Annotated in this window: 15 protein-coding genes; 7 read left to right on the forward strand and 8 right to left on the reverse strand. The window is 34.6% G+C overall.

Annotated elements, in window-relative coordinates:
• Positions 1 to 22: 22 nt before the first annotated feature.
• Positions 23 to 952 (reverse strand): succinylglutamate desuccinylase/aspartoacylase domain-containing protein, encoded by a 930-nt coding sequence (locus OQ292_RS04435; protein ID WP_284684844.1) that lies wholly within the window; start codon positions 950 to 952, stop codon positions 23 to 25.
• 136 nt (positions 953 to 1,088) lie between these two features.
• Between OQ292_RS04435 and OQ292_RS04440 the strand changes: the two genes are divergently transcribed.
• From OQ292_RS04440 to thiL, 3 genes are all read left to right on the forward strand, one after another.
• The gene (locus OQ292_RS04440) at positions 1,089 to 2,159 is read left to right on the forward strand and encodes an aminotransferase class V-fold PLP-dependent enzyme (protein ID WP_284684845.1); all 1,071 of its coding nucleotides are present in this window, start codon (positions 1,089 to 1,091) and stop codon (positions 2,157 to 2,159) included.
• Positions 2,160 to 2,185: 26 nt separating this feature from the next.
• Positions 2,186 to 3,442 (forward strand): glycosyltransferase family protein, encoded by a 1,257-nt coding sequence (locus tag OQ292_RS04445; RefSeq protein WP_284684846.1) that lies wholly within the window; start codon positions 2,186 to 2,188, stop codon positions 3,440 to 3,442.
• 299 nt (positions 3,443 to 3,741) lie between these two features.
• Complete coding sequence (gene thiL, locus OQ292_RS04450; protein WP_284684847.1) at positions 3,742 to 4,782, forward strand: thiamine-phosphate kinase; 1,041 nt, start codon at positions 3,742 to 3,744, stop codon at positions 4,780 to 4,782.
• Between the two features lie 187 nt (positions 4,783 to 4,969).
• Here the strand turns inward: thiL and OQ292_RS04455 are convergent, their stop codons facing one another.
• From OQ292_RS04455 to OQ292_RS04470, 4 genes are all read right to left on the reverse strand, one after another.
• Complete coding sequence (locus OQ292_RS04455; protein ID WP_284684848.1) at positions 4,970 to 6,421, reverse strand: TolC family protein; 1,452 nt, start codon at positions 6,419 to 6,421, stop codon at positions 4,970 to 4,972.
• A 45-nt stretch (positions 6,422 to 6,466) separates the two neighbouring features.
• Positions 6,467 to 7,846 (reverse strand): ABC transporter permease, encoded by a 1,380-nt coding sequence (locus OQ292_RS04460; protein ID WP_284684849.1) that lies wholly within the window; start codon positions 7,844 to 7,846, stop codon positions 6,467 to 6,469.
• Positions 7,843 to 9,114, reverse strand: a complete 1,272-nt coding sequence (locus OQ292_RS04465) for an efflux RND transporter periplasmic adaptor subunit (RefSeq protein ID WP_284684850.1) — start codon at positions 9,112 to 9,114, stop codon at positions 7,843 to 7,845. The genes OQ292_RS04460 and OQ292_RS04465 overlap by 4 nt, the downstream gene beginning before the upstream one ends.
• A 146-nt stretch (positions 9,115 to 9,260) precedes the next feature.
• Positions 9,261 to 9,830 carry a hypothetical protein gene (locus tag OQ292_RS04470; RefSeq protein ID WP_284684851.1) on the reverse strand — a complete coding sequence of 190 codons (570 nt, stop codon included), beginning with the start codon at positions 9,828 to 9,830 and terminating at the stop codon, positions 9,261 to 9,263.
• 113 nt (positions 9,831 to 9,943) lie between these two features.
• On the opposite strand from OQ292_RS04470, the gene OQ292_RS04475 reads away from it, so the two are divergent.
• Positions 9,944 to 10,804, forward strand: a complete 861-nt coding sequence (locus OQ292_RS04475; protein ID WP_284684852.1) for a sulfite exporter TauE/SafE family protein — start codon at positions 9,944 to 9,946, stop codon at positions 10,802 to 10,804.
• Positions 10,805 to 10,905: 101 nt separating this feature from the next.
• Positions 10,906 to 12,699 carry an SLC13 family permease gene (locus OQ292_RS04480; protein WP_284684853.1) on the forward strand — a complete coding sequence of 598 codons (1,794 nt, stop codon included), beginning with the start codon at positions 10,906 to 10,908 and terminating at the stop codon, positions 12,697 to 12,699.
• Here OQ292_RS04480 and OQ292_RS04485 read toward each other — a convergent pair.
• Entirely contained in the window at positions 12,696 to 13,073 is a 378-nt protein-coding gene (locus OQ292_RS04485; RefSeq protein ID WP_284684854.1) for a DUF3127 domain-containing protein, read from the reverse strand. The two genes, OQ292_RS04480 and OQ292_RS04485, sit on opposite strands and share 4 nt — an antisense overlap.
• A gap of 168 nt (positions 13,074 to 13,241) precedes the next feature.
• Between OQ292_RS04485 and hisS the strand changes: the two genes are divergently transcribed.
• Together hisS and OQ292_RS04495 are read left to right on the forward strand one after the other, a co-directional pair.
• The gene (hisS, locus tag OQ292_RS04490) at positions 13,242 to 14,612 is read left to right on the forward strand and encodes a histidine--tRNA ligase (protein ID WP_284684855.1); all 1,371 of its coding nucleotides are present in this window, start codon (positions 13,242 to 13,244) and stop codon (positions 14,610 to 14,612) included.
• Between the two features lie 185 nt (positions 14,613 to 14,797).
• Positions 14,798 to 16,273: a glycine--tRNA ligase gene (locus OQ292_RS04495; protein WP_284684856.1), complete on the forward strand. Its 1,476-nt coding sequence runs from the start codon at positions 14,798 to 14,800 to the stop codon at positions 16,271 to 16,273.
• A gap of 24 nt (positions 16,274 to 16,297) precedes the next feature.
• Here the strand turns inward: OQ292_RS04495 and OQ292_RS04500 are convergent, their stop codons facing one another.
• Entirely contained in the window at positions 16,298 to 16,849 is a 552-nt protein-coding gene (locus tag OQ292_RS04500) for an NADH-quinone oxidoreductase subunit J family protein (protein ID WP_284684857.1), read from the reverse strand.
• A 12-nt stretch (positions 16,850 to 16,861) separates the two neighbouring features.
• Positions 16,862 to 18,181, reverse strand: coding sequence for a 4Fe-4S dicluster domain-containing protein (locus tag OQ292_RS04505; protein WP_284684858.1), 1,320 nt, complete (start codon positions 18,179 to 18,181; stop codon positions 16,862 to 16,864).
• Positions 18,182 to 18,188: the final 7 nt, after the last annotated feature.

Genomic DNA, 18,188 nt, shown 5'->3' on the forward strand with positions numbered 1-18,188 from the left:
TGATTCTAAATTAGTTTAGCTACTACTCCATCAAACTTAAATCTTCTTTGCTTTCTTTTACTTCACTTACAAGAAAAAAACCATCGTTTCCTTCTTTCTGGTAAAGCGGCATCAACATAAAACCATCAGATGTTGCCCTAATCTCTCCGTTATCATCTTCCGCCAAAAGTGTCCCTCTTTTAATATAATCGAAGTTTTTAAAACCCGGCTTCATTATAAAATTGTCATTAGGATGTATTTTATGGCAATAGTCTAATTTCATTACCTGTGGCAAATGCGCATTTTGATCTAATAGTAAAGTATAATTTTGAATATTATCTGGGATATCTTTCCACTCAATAAAATCATTTGCATGCAGTATCTGCCAGATGGTAAGCTCTTGATTATCAATTGCCTGATGAGATCCAATTTTACCAGCTTCAAAAGCCATTGCTTTAAAACCATGCATATGCATGTAAGGCACATTGGTGTTTAATAAACCATTGTGTAAACCAAGAATAACTGGTGCATGTAATTGATTTACCATATAGGCTGTATCTTCTAAATCTTCTACCATTATAAAAGTGCCATTTTCTGCAGAAGTGGTATGTAAATCTAGAAATACTCTATTGGGATAGTCTGCAAAACCAACTTGCTGAAAAGCTTCAAAAAGTTGTTTTAGTTCGCTATACTCTGCAAATAAATAAGGTTTCTTTAAAGCAGTCTGAATTATTTCGTCAGCCCATACTCTGTTAAGGTCTCTGTCTATAAATCGCTGCCCGCGTTCAATAGCTTGTAAATTTCCTCTAAAACCGATAAGTCTGCCATTAAGCGTAATGTCGTTTTTGTACAGATAATTAAAAACACGCTCCAAAGCCAAAACGCCACTTAACTCATTACCATGAATAGCTCCAATACATAAAATGAGCTTTCCGGTATCTTTTCTTCCGGTATCTCCAATTAATCTTTCCATAATACCCACATTTTTTTCCTAATTTCATTATTTAGTTTGAATTAAGAAAAACACTAAATCAATTTTTTTAGATAAAATTGCCTAAATATTAACTTAACATTTAATTCAAACTAGTTATCTGAATATCGCTATAAATATGATTTCATTTTATCCAGGACCATCGCAAATATACCCACAAGTTAAAGATTTTATGATAGAAGCTGCAGATACAGGTATCTTAAGTGTAAATCATCGTAGCGAAGAATTTGTAGACCTTTCTAAAAAATGTCAGCAGTTAATGCGACAAAAGCTGGGGATTCCGACTAATTATCAGATATTTTACTGCTCTTCTGCCACCGAATGCTGGGAAATAATTTCAGAATCGTTTTTAAGCGCATTTAGTCTCCATATTTTTAATGGTGCCTTTGGAGAAAAATGGTTTGAATACAGAAAAAAGATTATGCCTAATGCAATGGGGATTCCCTTTCATTACCAAAGAGATTTAGGCATGAACCAATTAAGAAAACTGGTAAAACCTGAAATTAAGCCCGAATTAGTTTGTGTAACTCAGAATGAAACATCAAACTGTACTCAGATAAAAAATAAAAAGCTAAGGAAACTTAGAAAACAATTTAATGAATCTTTAATCTGTGTAGATGCAACATCTTCTATGGCAGGTATTAAATTCGACTGGCACTTGGCAGATATCTGGTTTTCTTCAGTACAAAAATGTTTCGGTTTACCAGCCGGAATGTCTATAATGGTTTGTTCTCCAAATGCTGTAGAAAGAGCTTTAGAGCTAAATCACAACCAGCATTACAACAGTTTGGTATCGATGGTAGACAAGATGAAAGCTTACCAAACTACTCACACACCTAATGTACTCAACATCTTTCTGTTGAAAAAAGTAATGGACATGGTTGAGCCTATTGAAACTCTTTCTAAAAAGATGAAGGTGCGCTCTCGCATGCTCAATAAGTTTTTTATAGATAAAGGTTACAGACTTTTAGTAGAAAACTCATCAGTAAGATCTTACACTGTAATGGGAGTAAAAGGAGAAGCTAGCAAAATAGCTCAAATTAAAAAAGATGCAAAAAGTGCTGGTTTGCTCTTAGGCAATGGCTATGGAAATTGGAAGCAAAACACTTTTAGAATCGCCAACTTTCCGGCTCTTAGTGACCATAACTTTGAAGAACTCAAAGACTTTTTTAGTAATTACAAGATGTAAAAGATTCTATAACACAGATTGAAGGGATGACGGAAACAGAGGCTTTTTTAAACAGTGCTAAAATCTATTTGGAAAAATATGCTTGGCAACCAGTTTGGCAATTCCCAGATTTTAAAAGCGAGATAAAAAACATCATTGTTATTCCTTGTTATTTAGAGCCTGATCTAATTGATACATTAAAAAGCCTATATCGTTGCAAGAAATCTAAATTTCCTGTTGAGGTACTTGTTATAATAAACAATGCTGCAAATGCTTCTGAAGAAGATAAAGTATTTAATAGAGAAACACTTGAGCAAGCCAATCAATGGATTGAAAGCCATCAATCGAACCAGTTAAAGTTTAACTGTGTATTAGTTGACGATTTACCTCCTAAACATGCTGGTGTTGGTTTAGCTCGCCGAATAGGAATGGATGCTGCACTCAATTATTTCTATAAAACTGGTATAAATGGAATAATAACTTGCTTTGATGCAGATAGTACCGTAAAAAATAATTACCTAACTGAGCTTGAAAAATTTACTTTAAATGCAGATGCTGGCATTGCGACAATTGCATTTAATCATCAGTTTGAAACTATTGGAGATGTTGAAAAGGACGGAATAATACATTACGAATTGTTTCTTCGCTATTACATTCTCGGTTTAAGGTATGCCAATTATCCATTTTCTATGCATACGATTGGCTCATCTATGGCTTGCAAAGCATCTGCATATGCGCGACACGGAGGCATGAACCGCCGAAAAGCTGGCGAAGATTTTTATTTTATTCATAAACTAGCACCTCACGAAAACCACATTCACTTAAAAGATACTTGTGTTTATCCATCTTGTAGAACTTCGTTTAGAGTTCCTTTTGGTACTGGAAAAGCGCAACAAGAATGGCTAGAAGGCAATTCAAAAATTGCAGAAACCTATCAACCAATAATTTTTGAAGAGTTAAAAACTTTTCTAAAACAATTAGAATCTTTATTCAGCAAACAAAATCAAACTTTCACCTTTTCTGAAAAAATACAGCAATTTCTAGATACACAAAACTTCAATCAGGAAGTCAAAAGAATCATCCAAAACAGTAAATCAGAAATTGTTATTCGTAAGAAGTTTTTTCAATGGTTTGATGGATTTAAAACATTAAAAATGGTGCATTTTCTTAGAGATCAATACTATGAGAACATTCCATTATTTGATGCTGCCAAAGGTTTACTTTCGATGCTTAATATAGAAGTAGAAAGCATTAAGTCTACAAAAAAACTATTGGAAATTTACAGGGAGATAGACGATAAATAAAAACCTTCAACTAAATTATTATCTGTATTGGAGGCTCTGATAATATTTTCTTTTTAGCTTTGCCTGTCTGGTCTGACATTCAGGCTTTGCACACGACGAAAATAAAATGGCAATCAAAACGGTAGCGAGTATAAAAAATCGTGATTTCATCTTTAGTTTCAGTAAATTAATCTTCAGTTTGCAGAGTTATCTGCGATAGTTTCTTAAACCTGATCCTATAGTTTCAGGTTACAAATGCTAATCAATATATTGTGTTAGTTACCTTTTGTTAACAAATACCATTCAAGAAGTTCAAAAAAATGAAAAGAACAGAATTAAATGCCCTTGGCGAATTCGGTTTAATAAAAGAGATTCAAGATAATGCTAAATTACATCACTCAGAAACCTTAAAAGGAATTGGTGATGATGCAGCAGTTATAGAAGCGGGCGATCATGTGAAAGTTGTTACCACAGATATGTTGGTAGAAGGAGTTCATTTCGATTTGAGTTATGTACCTCTTAAGCATTTAGGATACAAATCTGTAGTTGTAAATATTTCTGACATCGCTGCTATGAATGCTATTCCTAAGCAAATCACAATGAGTGTAGCCATTAGCAATCGCTTTTCTAAGGAAGCTATAGACGAATTTTACGAAGGAGTTTTTACTGCCTGCGAGCAATACAAAGTCGATTTGATTGGAGGAGATACTACTTCTTCTAGATCTGGTTTTGTAATTTCTGTTACCGCAATCGGTGAAGCTAAAAAAGAAGAGGTTGTTTACAGAAACACCGCTAAAGACAAAGATATTATTTGTGCTACAGGAGATTTAGGTGGCGCTTATGTTGGCTTGCAAGTTCTTGAAAGGGAAAAACAGGAGTTTTTGAGTAATCCAAACATGCAGCCTCAACTTGATAGGTTCGAATATGTAGTTATGAGGCAACTTAAGCCAGAAGCTCGTATGGATTTAATTCATGAATTCCGCGAGTTAGGCATAGTTCCAACATCTATGATCGACATTTCAGATGGATTGGCTTCTGAAATTCTGCATATTACAAGAAGCTCAGGTGTAGGTGCAGTACTTTTTGAAGACAAATTGCCAATAGAAAAACAGATGTTGGAAACACTTACTTCAGAATTTGAAAATCTATCTGCAAGTACATGTGTGCTCAACGGTGGAGAAGATTATGAGTTATTATTTACAATCTCTCAGGAAGATTACGAGAAAATAAAAACTCATAAAGACATTAGTTTTATTGGCTATATAGATAGCAATATGAAAGGTGTAAAACTAAAAACCAGAGCAGAGCAAATTATAGATGTTGAAGCTCAGGGTTGGGTACATTTTAGAGATAGTTTATAAAATAAGATTATTTATAAAGAAAAAGCGTCAGTGAAAAATTTCACTGACGCTTTTTTTATGTTTGATATATTTTTAGAAAGTATATTAGGAAGAACGAGAAACAGTACGCGAATCAGAAAGATAATGTATCTTCCGTATCCTTACTTTATTATGATTACCCCTAATCTATTTTTAACCTCGCCCTTCACTAATACACAATTTTTTCTTTTCTTTCAAAATCGTACAAAGTTAGCATTCTTATTTGATAATATGAATTCCAAAAATCTCTAAGCGATTCTAAATAGTTTCTTTTGGCCTCATCTTTATCTTGCAACGCTATATTTAAATCAGTAATACTAATTTTAGCAACTAGATAACGCTGTTGAGATATATCGTATCTTTTTTGAGCAACTTTATCTGCTATTATAGAAGCTTTTAGCTGTTCTCTTAGTATTTCAAACTGTTTAACTAAAACATAAATTTCTTGTTCAAAGTTTATTTCTTCTTGAGCAACTGTACTATTTACTAAGTCTTGGTTCGCTTGAGCCGTTTTTCTTGAGGCTTTTAGTCGTCCCCAGTCAACTATTGGAATTTCAAAACCTAAAATTACTCTCTGCTGATCTTTCATTCCAGAATATAAATCAGGAACATTATCGGCCTGTTGAGTTAAACCAAAGGTTCCGTACAAGTTTACATTTAAACCACTCTCTCCTTTCGCTTCTGCTACATCTCGCTCAGCTTCAATCCTTTCGCGCTTAAAACTCAGGTATTGTTGCCGATTTGCTTTAGCTTCCTTAATTGCAGTTTCTAACTCAATACTAAACTGCGGAATATCAACCGGTTCTAAAATTGTAAGAGACTCATTTTCAGGATTACCGATATATGTATTTAAATCCAACATGGCTGTTTCCAAATCGAGATTGGCTTGCCTTACTTGCTGCTGTGAGTTTACTAGGTTCAATTCTAATTGTAATAACTCATTCTCAGCAATTTTTCCTAACTGATACCTACCTTGAGCAATTCTATAAATTGTATCATTATTAACTCTATTTATAGTAGCTATGTTTCTACTAATTTGAGCAAGCAGCAAATTAAAGTATAGGTCACAGGCTTGATAAGCCACTCTTTCTAAATCTTCATTAAATTGTTTAACTGATTCTTCGTAGCGAATTGGCTCAATTTTCTTATCCCACTTGAATTCATTAAAACTGAAAATAGGCTGATTAAAACCGACTATTAATGGGTTTGCTGCATAAGCTACAGAACCTCCATTATTAAAAATATCGATTCTCTGCATTTGAGAACTTAAAAACACCTGACCACCAGTAGCACTTACCACTTGTGATGCTTGTAATTCTATGTTTGCAGTAGAAAGACTTCGGGAAACGAACTGCTCGGTACCGTCAGGCAATGTTACGGCAGAAATAGTTCTGTTAAAATCTGGTACATCTCCAATTAAGGATAGCTGTGGATGATAATCTGCTAAGTAGCGGTTATACTGCCAATATCTGTTTTCCTTCCTGTTTTCAGCTTGTTTAGCACTCAAAGAATTTAGTTTGGCCTGTTCAATAACTTCCTGTAGAGTTAGGATTTTTTGAGCAAATACCGATGTACTGAAAGCAGAAAGAACAATCAGACAAATTGCCGGCAAAAACTTCATAAAGTATGTTTTTGGATAGTTTATAAAAAATTAATCTGTAAAAAATTATTCGTATCTGAGACACGTAATTGGATCCTGATCTGCAGCTCGTTTGGCTGGTGTAATACCAAAAATAAGTCCTACTCCGGCTGCAACTAAAAATGAAACTGCTATTGATGCAGGTGATACGATAGTTGGAATTTCAGCAATACTTGAAATGAGATAAGCTAGTGAGACGCCTAAAATTACACCTATAAGCCCACCTGAAAGACTTATTAGTACAGACTCAAATAAAAATTGAAGCACAATGTCTATCTTTTTGGCACCTAGTGAAATTCTGAGTCCTATTTCTTTGATTCTTTCTAGTACAGAAGCTAGCATAATATTCATAATACCAATACCTCCCACAATTAGAGAAATACCTGCGATAGCTCCTAATACAATGTTAAATATATCTTTGGTTCTTTGCTGCTGTTTTAATAACAACTCAGGAATAGTGATTTCGTAATCTACCATTCCGTAATGCCTCCTTTCGAGCATTCTGGCAATCACATCGGCAGAAGCATTTAGCATTTCGGTTTCATCAACTTGAACCACCAGTTTGTCTAATTGATGATAGTTTTTATCACTAAATGGATTAGAAGACTCAGAGTCATCACTTACTATAAAAAATGTATTTCTGGCTGCGTACTGTCTAATCATTTCAGCAGTAACAAGTGCTCGGTTTTTATAGCGAGTAAGTACAGTTTGAATCGGCGTATATACATCCATATTAAAATCTCGGATACCCAGTTTTGAAATACTTGACTTAGAAACAAGTCTCTCTTCCATCACCCCGATAATTTTTAACCAGTGTTGGCCACATTTAAGGTATTTGCCTATTGGATCTTCTTTACTAAAAAAACGGCTTTGGATACCTCTCCCAATTACACAAACTTGAGCACCGAACTTTAACTGAGTATCATTAAACATATCGCCTTTTGCAAGGGTAAAGTTATAGATATCAAAATAAGAGGGCTCTACTCCTACCAATTTTGCAGAACGTCTATTGCCACCTGATACAATGGTAGTTTCTAAAATAATTTCTGGGCTTAATTTAGAGATTGAAGGAAGAACTTCTTTAATACTTTCAACATCATTTAAAGTTAGTCCTGGAGAGAATTGTACTTTCTCAGTTTTTGCATATTCTACATCTTCAACCTCTTCTTCAACCTGTTGCACTACAGGAGAAATTACAATGTTATTCACACCAACAAGTTTTATTTGCTCTAAAACTTCTTGTTGCGCACCATTTCCTACAGCTAGCATAGCGATCACCGCCGAAACACCAAAGATAATTCCCAGTGCAGTAAGCAAAGTTCTCAGTTTGTTAGCTAGTAATGCTTCTAAAGCAATATGGAAATTCGCCAGATAACGATCTATCTCTTTTACATCAAATTTGTTCATTCTTTTCTGGCAATTTGTGCTTTTCTTTCCAATCTCACTACAGACTCATCTTCAAATCCATTAGGAATGGAAAGGAACAAATTATCATTTTCTTTTACTCCCTGTACAATTACAGCTTCGTCATCATTGGTTTTATCTACTAAAACCTCTTGTTTCACAGTATTTAGGCCATTTTTCTTATAAACATAAGTAATAGAATCACCTTGGTTGTGCAAGCATTCAAGCGGTACAAATAAGACATCTTCCACTACATCTGCAATTATGAGATTGCTTGTAGTCATCGCCGGACGCAATGTGGTATCGGCCTCATTTACTTTGATGGTTACTTCAAAAACTTTGGCATCAGAGTTTGGCTTTTGTTCACCTACATTTGCTACTTCTATTACTTCTCCTGAAAGTTTTTTATCTGGAAAAGCATCCAAGCCAATTTTCACATGCTGCTTTTTCTTTATCTTCATAATATCAATTTCATTGATATATGTTTTAGAAAGCATTGTGCTAAGGTCTGGCAATGTAGCTACTTCGGGGTTCCAAGTTGAGATAGAAGAACCTTCTCTAATTTTGTTACCATTCCATGATCTGGTATAGATTACCATTCCGCCCTGAGGTGCTTTAATAGTGAAACTGGATAATAAGTCTTCCATAAATTTCACATCGCCTCTTTGCTTGGTAAGATTGATATAAGCTTCAGTCATTTTTGCTTTAGATTGCTCAACCTGAATCTTATAATTCTCGTTAGCCTGCCTTAAATCTCTTTTGGCTTTATCGAGTTCTATTTCGGCTTGCTTTATTGTGGCAGGTGGTTCAAAAGCAGATTGTTCTAAAGCTATTTTCTTCTCTTCTACAGAATATTCAAGATTGAGTATTTCATCTCTTGCTTCTCTAAGAGTAAGTGCAGTATCTAATTGAGTTTGTGTAAATTGAGCATCTTGTTTAGTAAGCTCGTCTTTTTCTTCAACTAACTTATTGTAGAGTTCAGATTTATCAAGATCGGCAATAAAATCACCTTCTTTTACTACTGTTCCCTCAAGAACTAACTTATTAATTTTTACTTCTCTTATACCACTCTGCCTAAGTCCCATAGGCCCCCTGATACTTACAGAATTAACTGGAATTAACTCTCCTGATGTATTTACAGTTATTTCAAAGTTTCCTTTTTTTACAGCAATTAAAATGTCTTGACTTTCTTCTCCTTGTGAGCTAAAAAGAAAAAATGACAATATTACTGCAATTAGAATAACTGCAGGTATGATGTATCTTTTTTTCATCCTCAAAAAATTATAATAAAATTTAAGTAAGGAATAATTGTAATTATTTACAATATTCCAATAGTTCAACCGGGACTAAACTATAACCAATTAGGAAATAAAAGAACTGATTTTTGAGAAAACATACCTTTTTTTGGTATAAAGGCCTATTTTGTGAGATTAATGGTAAGATCAGTCCTTAAATTAAGCGTTACGGTACTAGATATTTCTACTGGCCCAGTTTTGCTAATATATACACTGGCGTCTGTATCGGTTAGTGTTACGATTTCAAAAGCAATAGATCCGTCTTCCTCAAAAATTAGGTTTTTGAAGTCATCTGGCAACGAGTCAAAATCTATAAATAAAATTCCACTATTACTTGAAATACTTAGCGTTTTTTCATCTTCTGATAATTCCCAACTTCCAGTTTGTTGGTCGTAATCTGGAGCATTACCTATAAATGTTCCATCTGCTACAAATTCGAATGTTGCATCCTCAGGTACCTGAAAACTCTCAAGATCATAACCTAAAATACTGAAGTAAAGCTCCGCCTCTTCGGTAGACAGCTTATCTCCATTCACATAAAACTCTAATGTTTGTGAATCATAATTCCACAATCCAACTATAGTTTCGTTTTCATCTTGGTCTATAGGATCGTCATCATCGCAAGAAAAAATAAGAAATAAACTTAATACTAAAAGTAGTAACCTTAGCGGTTTTAGGTGAGAATCGAGCATTGTTAGTTTTTTAAATAGTCAATAAAAATTGAGGGCAAACCCTCTTTAAGTTAATCATTCCTAATCAAAATTAATATATTTTTCCCACAAAGACTCTTTTAAAATAAAAAGGAGTGAAAAGTGTTTTAGCTTATGATGCAACAAATGCGATGTGTTGTTTTTTGATAAAGTATATGGACGCAGAATTACTCATTTATTTTGGATATCTTCTGGCTGGTATTGTTGCAGGTGTAGTTAATACACTTGCTGGTGGTGCATCAGTACTTATTCTCTCCATATTACTTTTTATGGGTATGCCTGCCAATATTGCAAATGGCACCAATAGATTAGGCATTTTAGTACAAAACTTCACTGGAACAAGTACATTTTACAAAAGTGGCTTACTAGATATACAAGGTAGTTTAAAATACATTATTCCTTCTGTTATCGGTGCAATTGGTGGAGCAATGATCGCAGCAGATATCGATCAAGATACTCTAGAGATATTTGTAGGTGTTATCATGACATTTATGCTCATTCCTATCATTTTTAAACCACAAGGGAAAAAGAGTACCTTCTATAAGAATAAAGACAAAAAAGGCTTTAAAATATTAAATTTTGTGATTTTTCTATTAATCGGATTCTATGGTGGATTTGTGCAAGCAGGCATCGGATTAATTATTATGGTGGTTTTACCACAAATCAGTAATCTCTCTCTTATTAAAGGTAATGCCGTAAAAATGGCCATTATTTTTATCTATACAATACCAGTTATGCTTGTTTTTATCATAAATGGTCAAGTTGATTGGTGGGTGGCTATATGGCTTGCAATTGGTCAGGTTTTAGGTACTAGAATCGCCGGTAAATTTGTTGTAAACCATCCACAAGCTAATAAATGGGTTCGAGTTCTACTGATTTGTATGGTTTCGGTTTCTATCATTAAAATGTTTGGAATTGTAGATGTTGTATTGGCAACATTAGACAATAATACTTAATAATACTGGTTTTCACTGAGCAGTATTAAAGGTTATATCGAACAGATTTTTGACTAATCACTTTTCAATTTTGAACTAAAATATCCTAATTTTTTGAGGTAGTGATTTTAAACGATCTTCAAACACTTGTTCCATTTGATATCAGTAAATTAATAGTAACAATTGTACTGGTATTCATTATTTTTGGCCTGATAAAAGAGATTATCAGACCTTCTCTGGTATTTTTTGGAGGAGTTGTTATTCTTATATTTTTCGGCATTATCAACCCTACTGATTTTATGAAGGGTTACTCAAACCAGTCTATAGCCACAGTGGTTTTACTGGTATTGATAACTGCTGCGCTTAGAAAAAACTTTGCTGTTGAGCATTTCTTCGATAGAGTTTTTCAAGGAACGAATACAAAAAAAGGATTCCTGATAAAAATGATGACCTATGTAGCAGTGCTTTCATCATTTTTGAATAATACTCCAGTTGTTGCTGTAATGACGCCATACGTTTTTAACTGGTGTAAAAAACGTGGCTTTTCTCCTTCTAAATTATTAATCCCCCTATCATTCGCTACAATACTTGGAGGAATGATCACCATAATAGGAACATCTACCAACTTAGTATTGAATGGCTTTATAGTTGATAATCATCTACCAGCTTTTTCATTCACAGATTTCTTATTTCCAGGGATTTTAGTGGCGATAACTGGTATTATCTATTTGTATTTTTTTGGATACAAGCTCTTACCAAGCCATAAAATATTCTCTGATGAAGAACTCATACAGTCACCTGATTATATGATTGAGGTAAAAGTTGCCATGACCTCAAGATTTGTTGGTGGAACTATTGTAGAAGCTGGATTAAAAAAATTAGAAGGAGCTTACCTTGTTGAAATCCATAGAAATGGCGTAGTGTTGAGTGATTTTAATGAACATGAACTCATTTTGCCTGAAGATTCTCTTTTCTTTATGGGTAAACCAGAACAAATCATACAATTGGCAAATGGCAACAGTGGGCTTTCATTACCAAATCATGGGCACAATCTCGAATTGGTAGAAGCTGTTATTCCGGCCAACTCTGCATTGACTGGTAAAACAGTAAAGGATGCCAATTTTAAAGATTATTATCAAGCTGAGTTGGTTGCAATCCATAGAAATGGAGAAAAACTAGAAGGAAAACTAACAGATAAAAAACTGGCACAAGGTGATTTACTATTACTTTCTGTAGATGATGCCTTTCTCAAAGGTAGTAAACCTTCAGATGACTTATACATTATCTCTAAATTGAAGAATGGTAATATAAACTTGCCAAGTGCAAAAAAACTAAGGTGGTTTACAGCTTTTCTAATTCTGTTCTTATGTGGAGCTATTTTCGGTCTTTATTCATTCTTCTCGGCTTTACTGTTTATCATGTCTTCATTGCTCATGTTAAACTTGTTCACCTTTAAAGAAATAAGTCAAGAAGTAGATATCGATTTGGTAATCTTACTGGTTTGTGCACTTACGTTTAGCAATGCCTTAATACAAACAGGAACTGCTGACATGATCGCCAGCAGTTTTATAAAGTTGTTTTTACCTTTTGGTAATATCGCCTTACTTATAGCCATATTTGCTCTCACAGTATTCCTCACTTCTTTTATAACCAATGTAGCCGCTGTTTCAATTGTTTTTCCAATAGCATTAGCTATAAGCACAGACTTATCTTTAGAAGGTACACCATTCTTCTTAGCAATTGCTTTTGGAGCTTCAGCAGCATTTATGACTCCTGTAAGTTACCAAACAAACTGGATGGTATACGGACCAGGTGGTTACAATGCTAGAGACTATTTAAAAGTAGGCTTACCACTTGTATTAATATATTCTTTTACCTGTTTAAGCTTTATTTGCTTAAGGTACGATATGTTTTAGAATGGCAACTCATCATCTGAAGCTTCAGAGAAACTAAGGCCAGAAATATCATCGTCTGAGGCAGAATTATTACTTGGAGCCTCTGTTTCAACCTGATTTACTGGATTAATTCTCCATGCATCTAAATTAGTAAAATAGGTAGTTTTACCATCGCGAGTATATGGTCTACCTTTTAGGTTGAATGATACATTTATTTCATCACCTACTTTAAATGCATTAATTAAATCACACTTATCTTGTAACAGTTGCATTTTAACAAACTCACTGTACATGCCGTCTTGAACTTCTAGCACAAACTCACGTTTTTTAAATTTATCTGTTACTTGGTTTTCATCATAAATTTCAACCAACTTTCCTTTTACTTCGAATGACATAATATTAAATTTTACTTAGATTGTATTTTTTTTCTGCGTATAGATGCTGCGAATTTACAAGTTTCTAAGCTTTACATATAAATCCCAAAAAAAATATGGCTTTTATTCTTCTTTTTCAAATTGAATAGAGAATAGTAACTTTGCAGCCTTAATATTTAAATAGCAGTTATGGCAGCAAATAAACCATCGATTCCAAGTGGTACACGTGATTTTGGACCGATTGAGATGAATAAAAGAACATATATTTTGGATACCATTAAAGCGGTGTACAAAAAATATGGCTTTCAACCGTTGGAGACTCCAACCCTAGAAAACCTTTCTGTGCTTACTGGTAAGTATGGAGATGAAGGAGATCAGTTGTTATTTAAAGTTTTAAACTCTGGCGATTACCTCAAAAAAACTTCAGAAGAAGATTATAAAAATGGTGCAAAAGCCATGTTAACTAAAATCTCTGAGAAGGGATTACGCTACGATCTAACAGTCCCTTTTGCAAGATACGTAGTAATGAACCGTGGTACAATTAGCTTCCCTTTTAAGAGATTCCAAATTCAGCCAGTGTGGAGAGCCGATCGCCCACAAAAAGGTAGATACAGAGAGTTCTATCAGTGTGATGCAGATGTAATTGGCACAAACTCTTTGATTTGCGAAGCAGAAATTGTTGCAATGATTAAAGAAGTGTTCTCTTCACTTAAACTAGATGGTTATCTAATTAAAATAAATAACCGAAAAATACTTGCTGGTATCGCAGAAATGAGTGGTCAAGCAGGTAAAGAAAGTGAGCTTTGTGTGGCAATCGACAAACTTGATAAAATCGGTATTGAAAAAGTGAATGCAGAATTAAAAGAAAGAGGGTTTTCTGATGATTCCATTCAAAAATTGGAGCCTGTTTTTAATCTTGATGGAGATAATCAATCAAAAATTGACTCACTAGAAAGCCTTTTCACATCTTCTGAAACAGGTAAAAAAGGAATTGAAGAACTGAAAACTGTTTTCAGTTACATGGAAAAAATGGGCGTTAGCGCAGATAAAGTAGAGTTTGATACCACACTAGCCAGAGGTTTGTCTTATTACACTGGTGCAATTTTCGAAGTAAAAGCTACTGATGTTAAAATTGGAAGTATAACAGGTGGCGGAAGGTATGATGATTTAACAGGTGTTTTTGGTTTACCAGATATGTCTGGTGTTGGAATTTCTTTCGGTGTTGATAGAATCTACGATGTGTTAGAAGAATTAAATCTTTTTCCAGAAGAAGCCATTACAGGCACCGACCTCATGTTTGTAAACTTTGATGAGCAAACTGAAGCTTATTGTTTACCACTACTTCAGAAACTTAGAGCAATTGGTGTAAATGCAGAAATTTACCCTGATTCAGCAAAGATGAAAAAGCAAATGAATTACGCCAACAATAAAAATATCAATTATGTAGCATTGGCTGGTAGCAACGAAATTGCCGAGAACAAAATCACATTAAAAAACATGACCAGTGGTGATCAGGAATTGATAGACCTTGAATCATTTGTTCAAAATTTCAAAAAGTAATGTTTTGTGCTGGCATATAATTAGAGCTTTAAATCCATAATTGAAGTTAATTTTCTAATTTTACCATATAAAATTACAATCCATCTTAAAAAAGAGATGGATTTTTTTATTTAATTAGGTTTGTCTGTTTCTAATTTTAGTACTTCCGTTACCTTTGCAAATCCTATAAACAAAGAATTAGCTAAATGTCAAAGAAAGATAAAAATCAGGATACCTCCATTTTACCAAAAGTAATTGCGCACGCAAAAGAATATGGTTTTGTATTTCCATCTAGCGAAATCTACGATGGTTTGCAAGCGGTTTACGATTATGGTTCAAATGGTGTAGAGCTAAAAAATAACCTCAAAGAATATTGGTGGAAAGCTATGACGCAGCTTCATAGCAATATTGTTGGTATTGATGCTTCAATATTTATGCATCCCACCACTTGGAAAGCATCTGGCCACATTGACAGTTTTAACGACCCAATGCTTGATAACAAAGATTCTAAAAAAAGATACAGAGCTGATAACCTGTTAGAAGACAAAGCTCAGGAGTATGAGAAAAACGGTGAGAAAGACAAAGCAGAAAAATTGCTTACCGAAATGAATCGTCTCCTTACAGAAGAAGACTTAGCAGGTGTTAGACAGCTTATTATAGATGAAGGCATTACTTGTCCAGTCTCTGGCACAGCCAATTGGACAGAAGTAAGACAGTTTAACTTGATGTTTGCAACCCAAACAGGTGCGGTTGCTGATGCAGCAAGTACCATTTACTTGAGACCAGAAACAGCGCAAGGTATTTTTGTTAACTTCTTAAATGTGCAAAAATCTGCTCGTCAGAAAGTGCCATTTGGTATCGCACAAATCGGTAAAGCTTTCAGAAATGAGATTATCGCCAGACAGTTCACTTTCAGAATGAGAGAGTTCGAACAGATGGAAATGCAGTTTTTTGTAAAGCCAGGAACTGAGATTGAATGGTATGAGCAGTGGAAAGAAAAGCGTATTTCTTGGCACAAATCTCTTGGTCTAGATCCGAATAATTTAAGATTTCACGACCACGAGAAGCTAGCTCACTATGCTAATGCAGCAGCTGATATTGAGTTTAATTTCCCATTTGGTTTTAAAGAAGTTGAAGGTATTCACTCAAGAACTGATTTCGACCTTTCTAAACACCAAGAGTTTTCTAAAAAGAAACAACAATATCACGATCCTGAAGCTGGTAATTACATTCCTTATGTAGTTGAAACTTCGATTGGTGCTGACAGGCTTTTCTTAATGATGCTTTGCAATGCTTTTACTGAGGAAGAATATGGTGAAGGAGACAAAAAGAAAATGAGACTTTACTTGAAGTTCAATCCTGCATTGGCTCCGGTAAAAGCTGCTATTTTGCCTTTAACTAAGAAAGATGGCTTACCAGAAAAAGCTATGCAATTGTTCGACGATCTTAAATTCGACTACAAAGTAATTTATGAAGAGCAAGCAGCTATTGGTAAGCGTTACACCAGACAAGATTTAATTGGTACCCCTTTCTGTTTTACTGTAGATCATCAAACTTTAGAAGATGATACTGTTACAGTTAGACACAGAGATAGTACAGATCAAGAAAGAATCAACATCAATCAAGTTAAAACTTGGTTAGATGAGAGAGTTTCTATGAAAGAATTACTTAAGTCTCTATAAGATTTAGGAAAAGTTTTAGCTAATCTATTCGCCCGTGTTTTCAACATGGGCGTTTTTTTTACCCGCAATAAATACTGCTCCAATTAGCGCTGCTAATAATAAAACACCTGCAATTTCAAAAGCAAGTACATACTCAGTCATTAAAGAAATACCTAATGATCTCAAGTTTTCTTCAGCAGGTCTTACTTCAGTAGAAGCTTGTTCTTGCAAACTGTTTATTTTGGAAAAATCAATCTTGGTGAATATCCAAGCCATACTACCAAATATAGCAAGTCCAATAATTCCTCCTTGTAGTGTGTTTCTGTTTTCTGCAATTAATAATCTTGTTGAAGTTCGTTTGGTAAACATGATGCCAAATAAAAGCAGCACTAAAATACCTCCTACATAAATCATTATTTGCGAAACAGCTATAAACTCAGCACCTGCAAAAACATATAAGCCCGCCACTCCAAGAAAACTCAACATCAAAGCAAAAGCGATGTAAAGAATCTGCTTACTAAATACGATGAAAATTGCAGGTAAAACAGTTAATCCTACAAAACAAAAAAACAATATCTTTCCTACTATCTCTTCCATTCCTTATCTCTTTTAATCTTCTTTTTCCACACTATTATCGCTATCTGTTTTCTTATTTACAGGACGAATTTTAGCCTTCATCTTCGGTTTATACTTTGGCTTTGCATCTTCCTTTTTAGGTTCTTCTGTATTTTCTGATTCATCTTTATCAACAGGCTTCTTCATTACAGGTTTCACCTTGGCACTTATCTTCGGTCTTATTACTGGACGTGATTTTTTTACTTCATCACCAGTTGCTTCTGAAGACGTCTGCTCTTCTCCTTCTGGCTTCTTCATCACAGGTTTCACCTTAGCACTTATCTTCGGTCTTATTACTGGACGTGACTTTTTCACTTCCTCACCTGTTGTTTCCGAAGGCTTCTGCTCCTCTCCTTCTGGCTTCTTCATCACAGGTTTCACCTTAGCACTTATCTTCGGTCTTATTACTGGACGTGATTTTTTCACCTCCTCACCTGCTGATTCTGAAGACGTCTGCTCTTCTCCTTCTGGCTTCTTCATCACAGGTTTCACCTTAGCACTAACCTTTGGCCTCACTTTCGGACGAACAGTTTTCTCTTCACCACTAGTTTCTTCTGAACTCTTTTTAACTACTGGCTTAGATTTCATTTTAGGTTTAAATGCTGGTTTAGCCGGAGTAGCCTTTTTCTCCTCAGTATTTGGTTCGCTAGATTTCTTAGCAACAGGTCGCACAGCACGTCTTACAACAGGCTTTTTAGGAGAATCCTTTACTTCACTAGTGGCCTCGGCAGCAAGTGTTTTTGCTTTTTTAGCTTCTTGAGCAGCATCGTAAGCACGTCTTTTTTCATCTGCTTCTTCGGGAGTCATAGTAGCAAAACCATAATTCATTTCAGTAACATCAAACTCACTGAAATCATAATCTTTGGTCATGGTAAGGCACTCTGTAGGGCAAACAGTTGTGCACAATCCACAAAAGCAGCATTTTGCCATGTCTATATCAAACTTGGCCGCATAAAGTCTTTTTGCTGTTCCATCTGATGTATTTCCAATAACTTCAGTTGCTTTTACTGGCTCAATATCGATACAGTTAACAGGACAAATTTTAGCACATTTATCACAAACTATGCAATCGTCAATCTCATTGTGTAGCTTATACCTGCCATTATCTGGTACAGGAATTTCTTCTTTTGGATACCTGAGTGTTACAATTCCTTCTTTTTTAGCAAAATAATTATCGTCTACTGCCGGAATTGCATCTCTTCTTTCCTTTACAATGGCATTTTTCAAGTGCTTTACAGTCACTTTAGCACCTGCTATTGTTGTTTTAACAGCCTCCTTAACCGAACCAAAATAGGTATTATTCGCTCCCTTCATACATTTT

Source organism: Chondrinema litorale, from assembly GCF_026250525.1.
Taxonomy (GTDB): Bacteria; Bacteroidota; Bacteroidia; order Cytophagales; family Flammeovirgaceae; genus Chondrinema; species Chondrinema litorale.

What these genes read in the sequence shown, in the direction of transcription:
- OQ292_RS04445 (WP_284684846.1), top strand. Translation starts at nt 2,186, where the DNA reads ATGACGGAAACAGAGGCTTTTTTAAACAGTGCTAAAATCTATTTGGAA.
- OQ292_RS04440 (WP_284684845.1), top strand. Translation starts at nt 1,089, where the DNA reads ATGATTTCATTTTATCCAGGACCATCGCAAATATACCCACAAGTTAAA.
- OQ292_RS04505 (WP_284684858.1), bottom strand. Translation starts at nt 18,181, where the DNA reads ATGAAGGGAGCGAATAATACCTATTTTGGTTCGGTTAAGGAGGCTGTT.
- OQ292_RS04435 (WP_284684844.1), bottom strand. Translation starts at nt 952, where the DNA reads ATGGAAAGATTAATTGGAGATACCGGAAGAAAAGATACCGGAAAGCTC.
- OQ292_RS04485 (WP_284684854.1), bottom strand. Translation starts at nt 13,073, where the DNA reads ATGTCATTCGAAGTAAAAGGAAAGTTGGTTGAAATTTATGATGAAAAC.
- OQ292_RS04500 (WP_284684857.1), bottom strand. Translation starts at nt 16,849, where the DNA reads ATGGAAGAGATAGTAGGAAAGATATTGTTTTTTTGTTTTGTAGGATTA.
- thiL (WP_284684847.1), top strand. Translation starts at nt 3,742, where the DNA reads ATGAAAAGAACAGAATTAAATGCCCTTGGCGAATTCGGTTTAATAAAA.
- OQ292_RS04455 (WP_284684848.1), bottom strand. Translation starts at nt 6,421, where the DNA reads ATGAAGTTTTTGCCGGCAATTTGTCTGATTGTTCTTTCTGCTTTCAGT.
- OQ292_RS04465 (WP_284684850.1), bottom strand. Translation starts at nt 9,114, where the DNA reads ATGAAAAAAAGATACATCATACCTGCAGTTATTCTAATTGCAGTAATA.
- OQ292_RS04460 (WP_284684849.1), bottom strand. Translation starts at nt 7,846, where the DNA reads ATGAACAAATTTGATGTAAAAGAGATAGATCGTTATCTGGCGAATTTC.
- OQ292_RS04495 (WP_284684856.1), top strand. Translation starts at nt 14,798, where the DNA reads ATGTCAAAGAAAGATAAAAATCAGGATACCTCCATTTTACCAAAAGTA.
- OQ292_RS04470 (WP_284684851.1), bottom strand. Translation starts at nt 9,830, where the DNA reads ATGCTCGATTCTCACCTAAAACCGCTAAGGTTACTACTTTTAGTATTA.
- hisS (WP_284684855.1), top strand. Translation starts at nt 13,242, where the DNA reads ATGGCAGCAAATAAACCATCGATTCCAAGTGGTACACGTGATTTTGGA.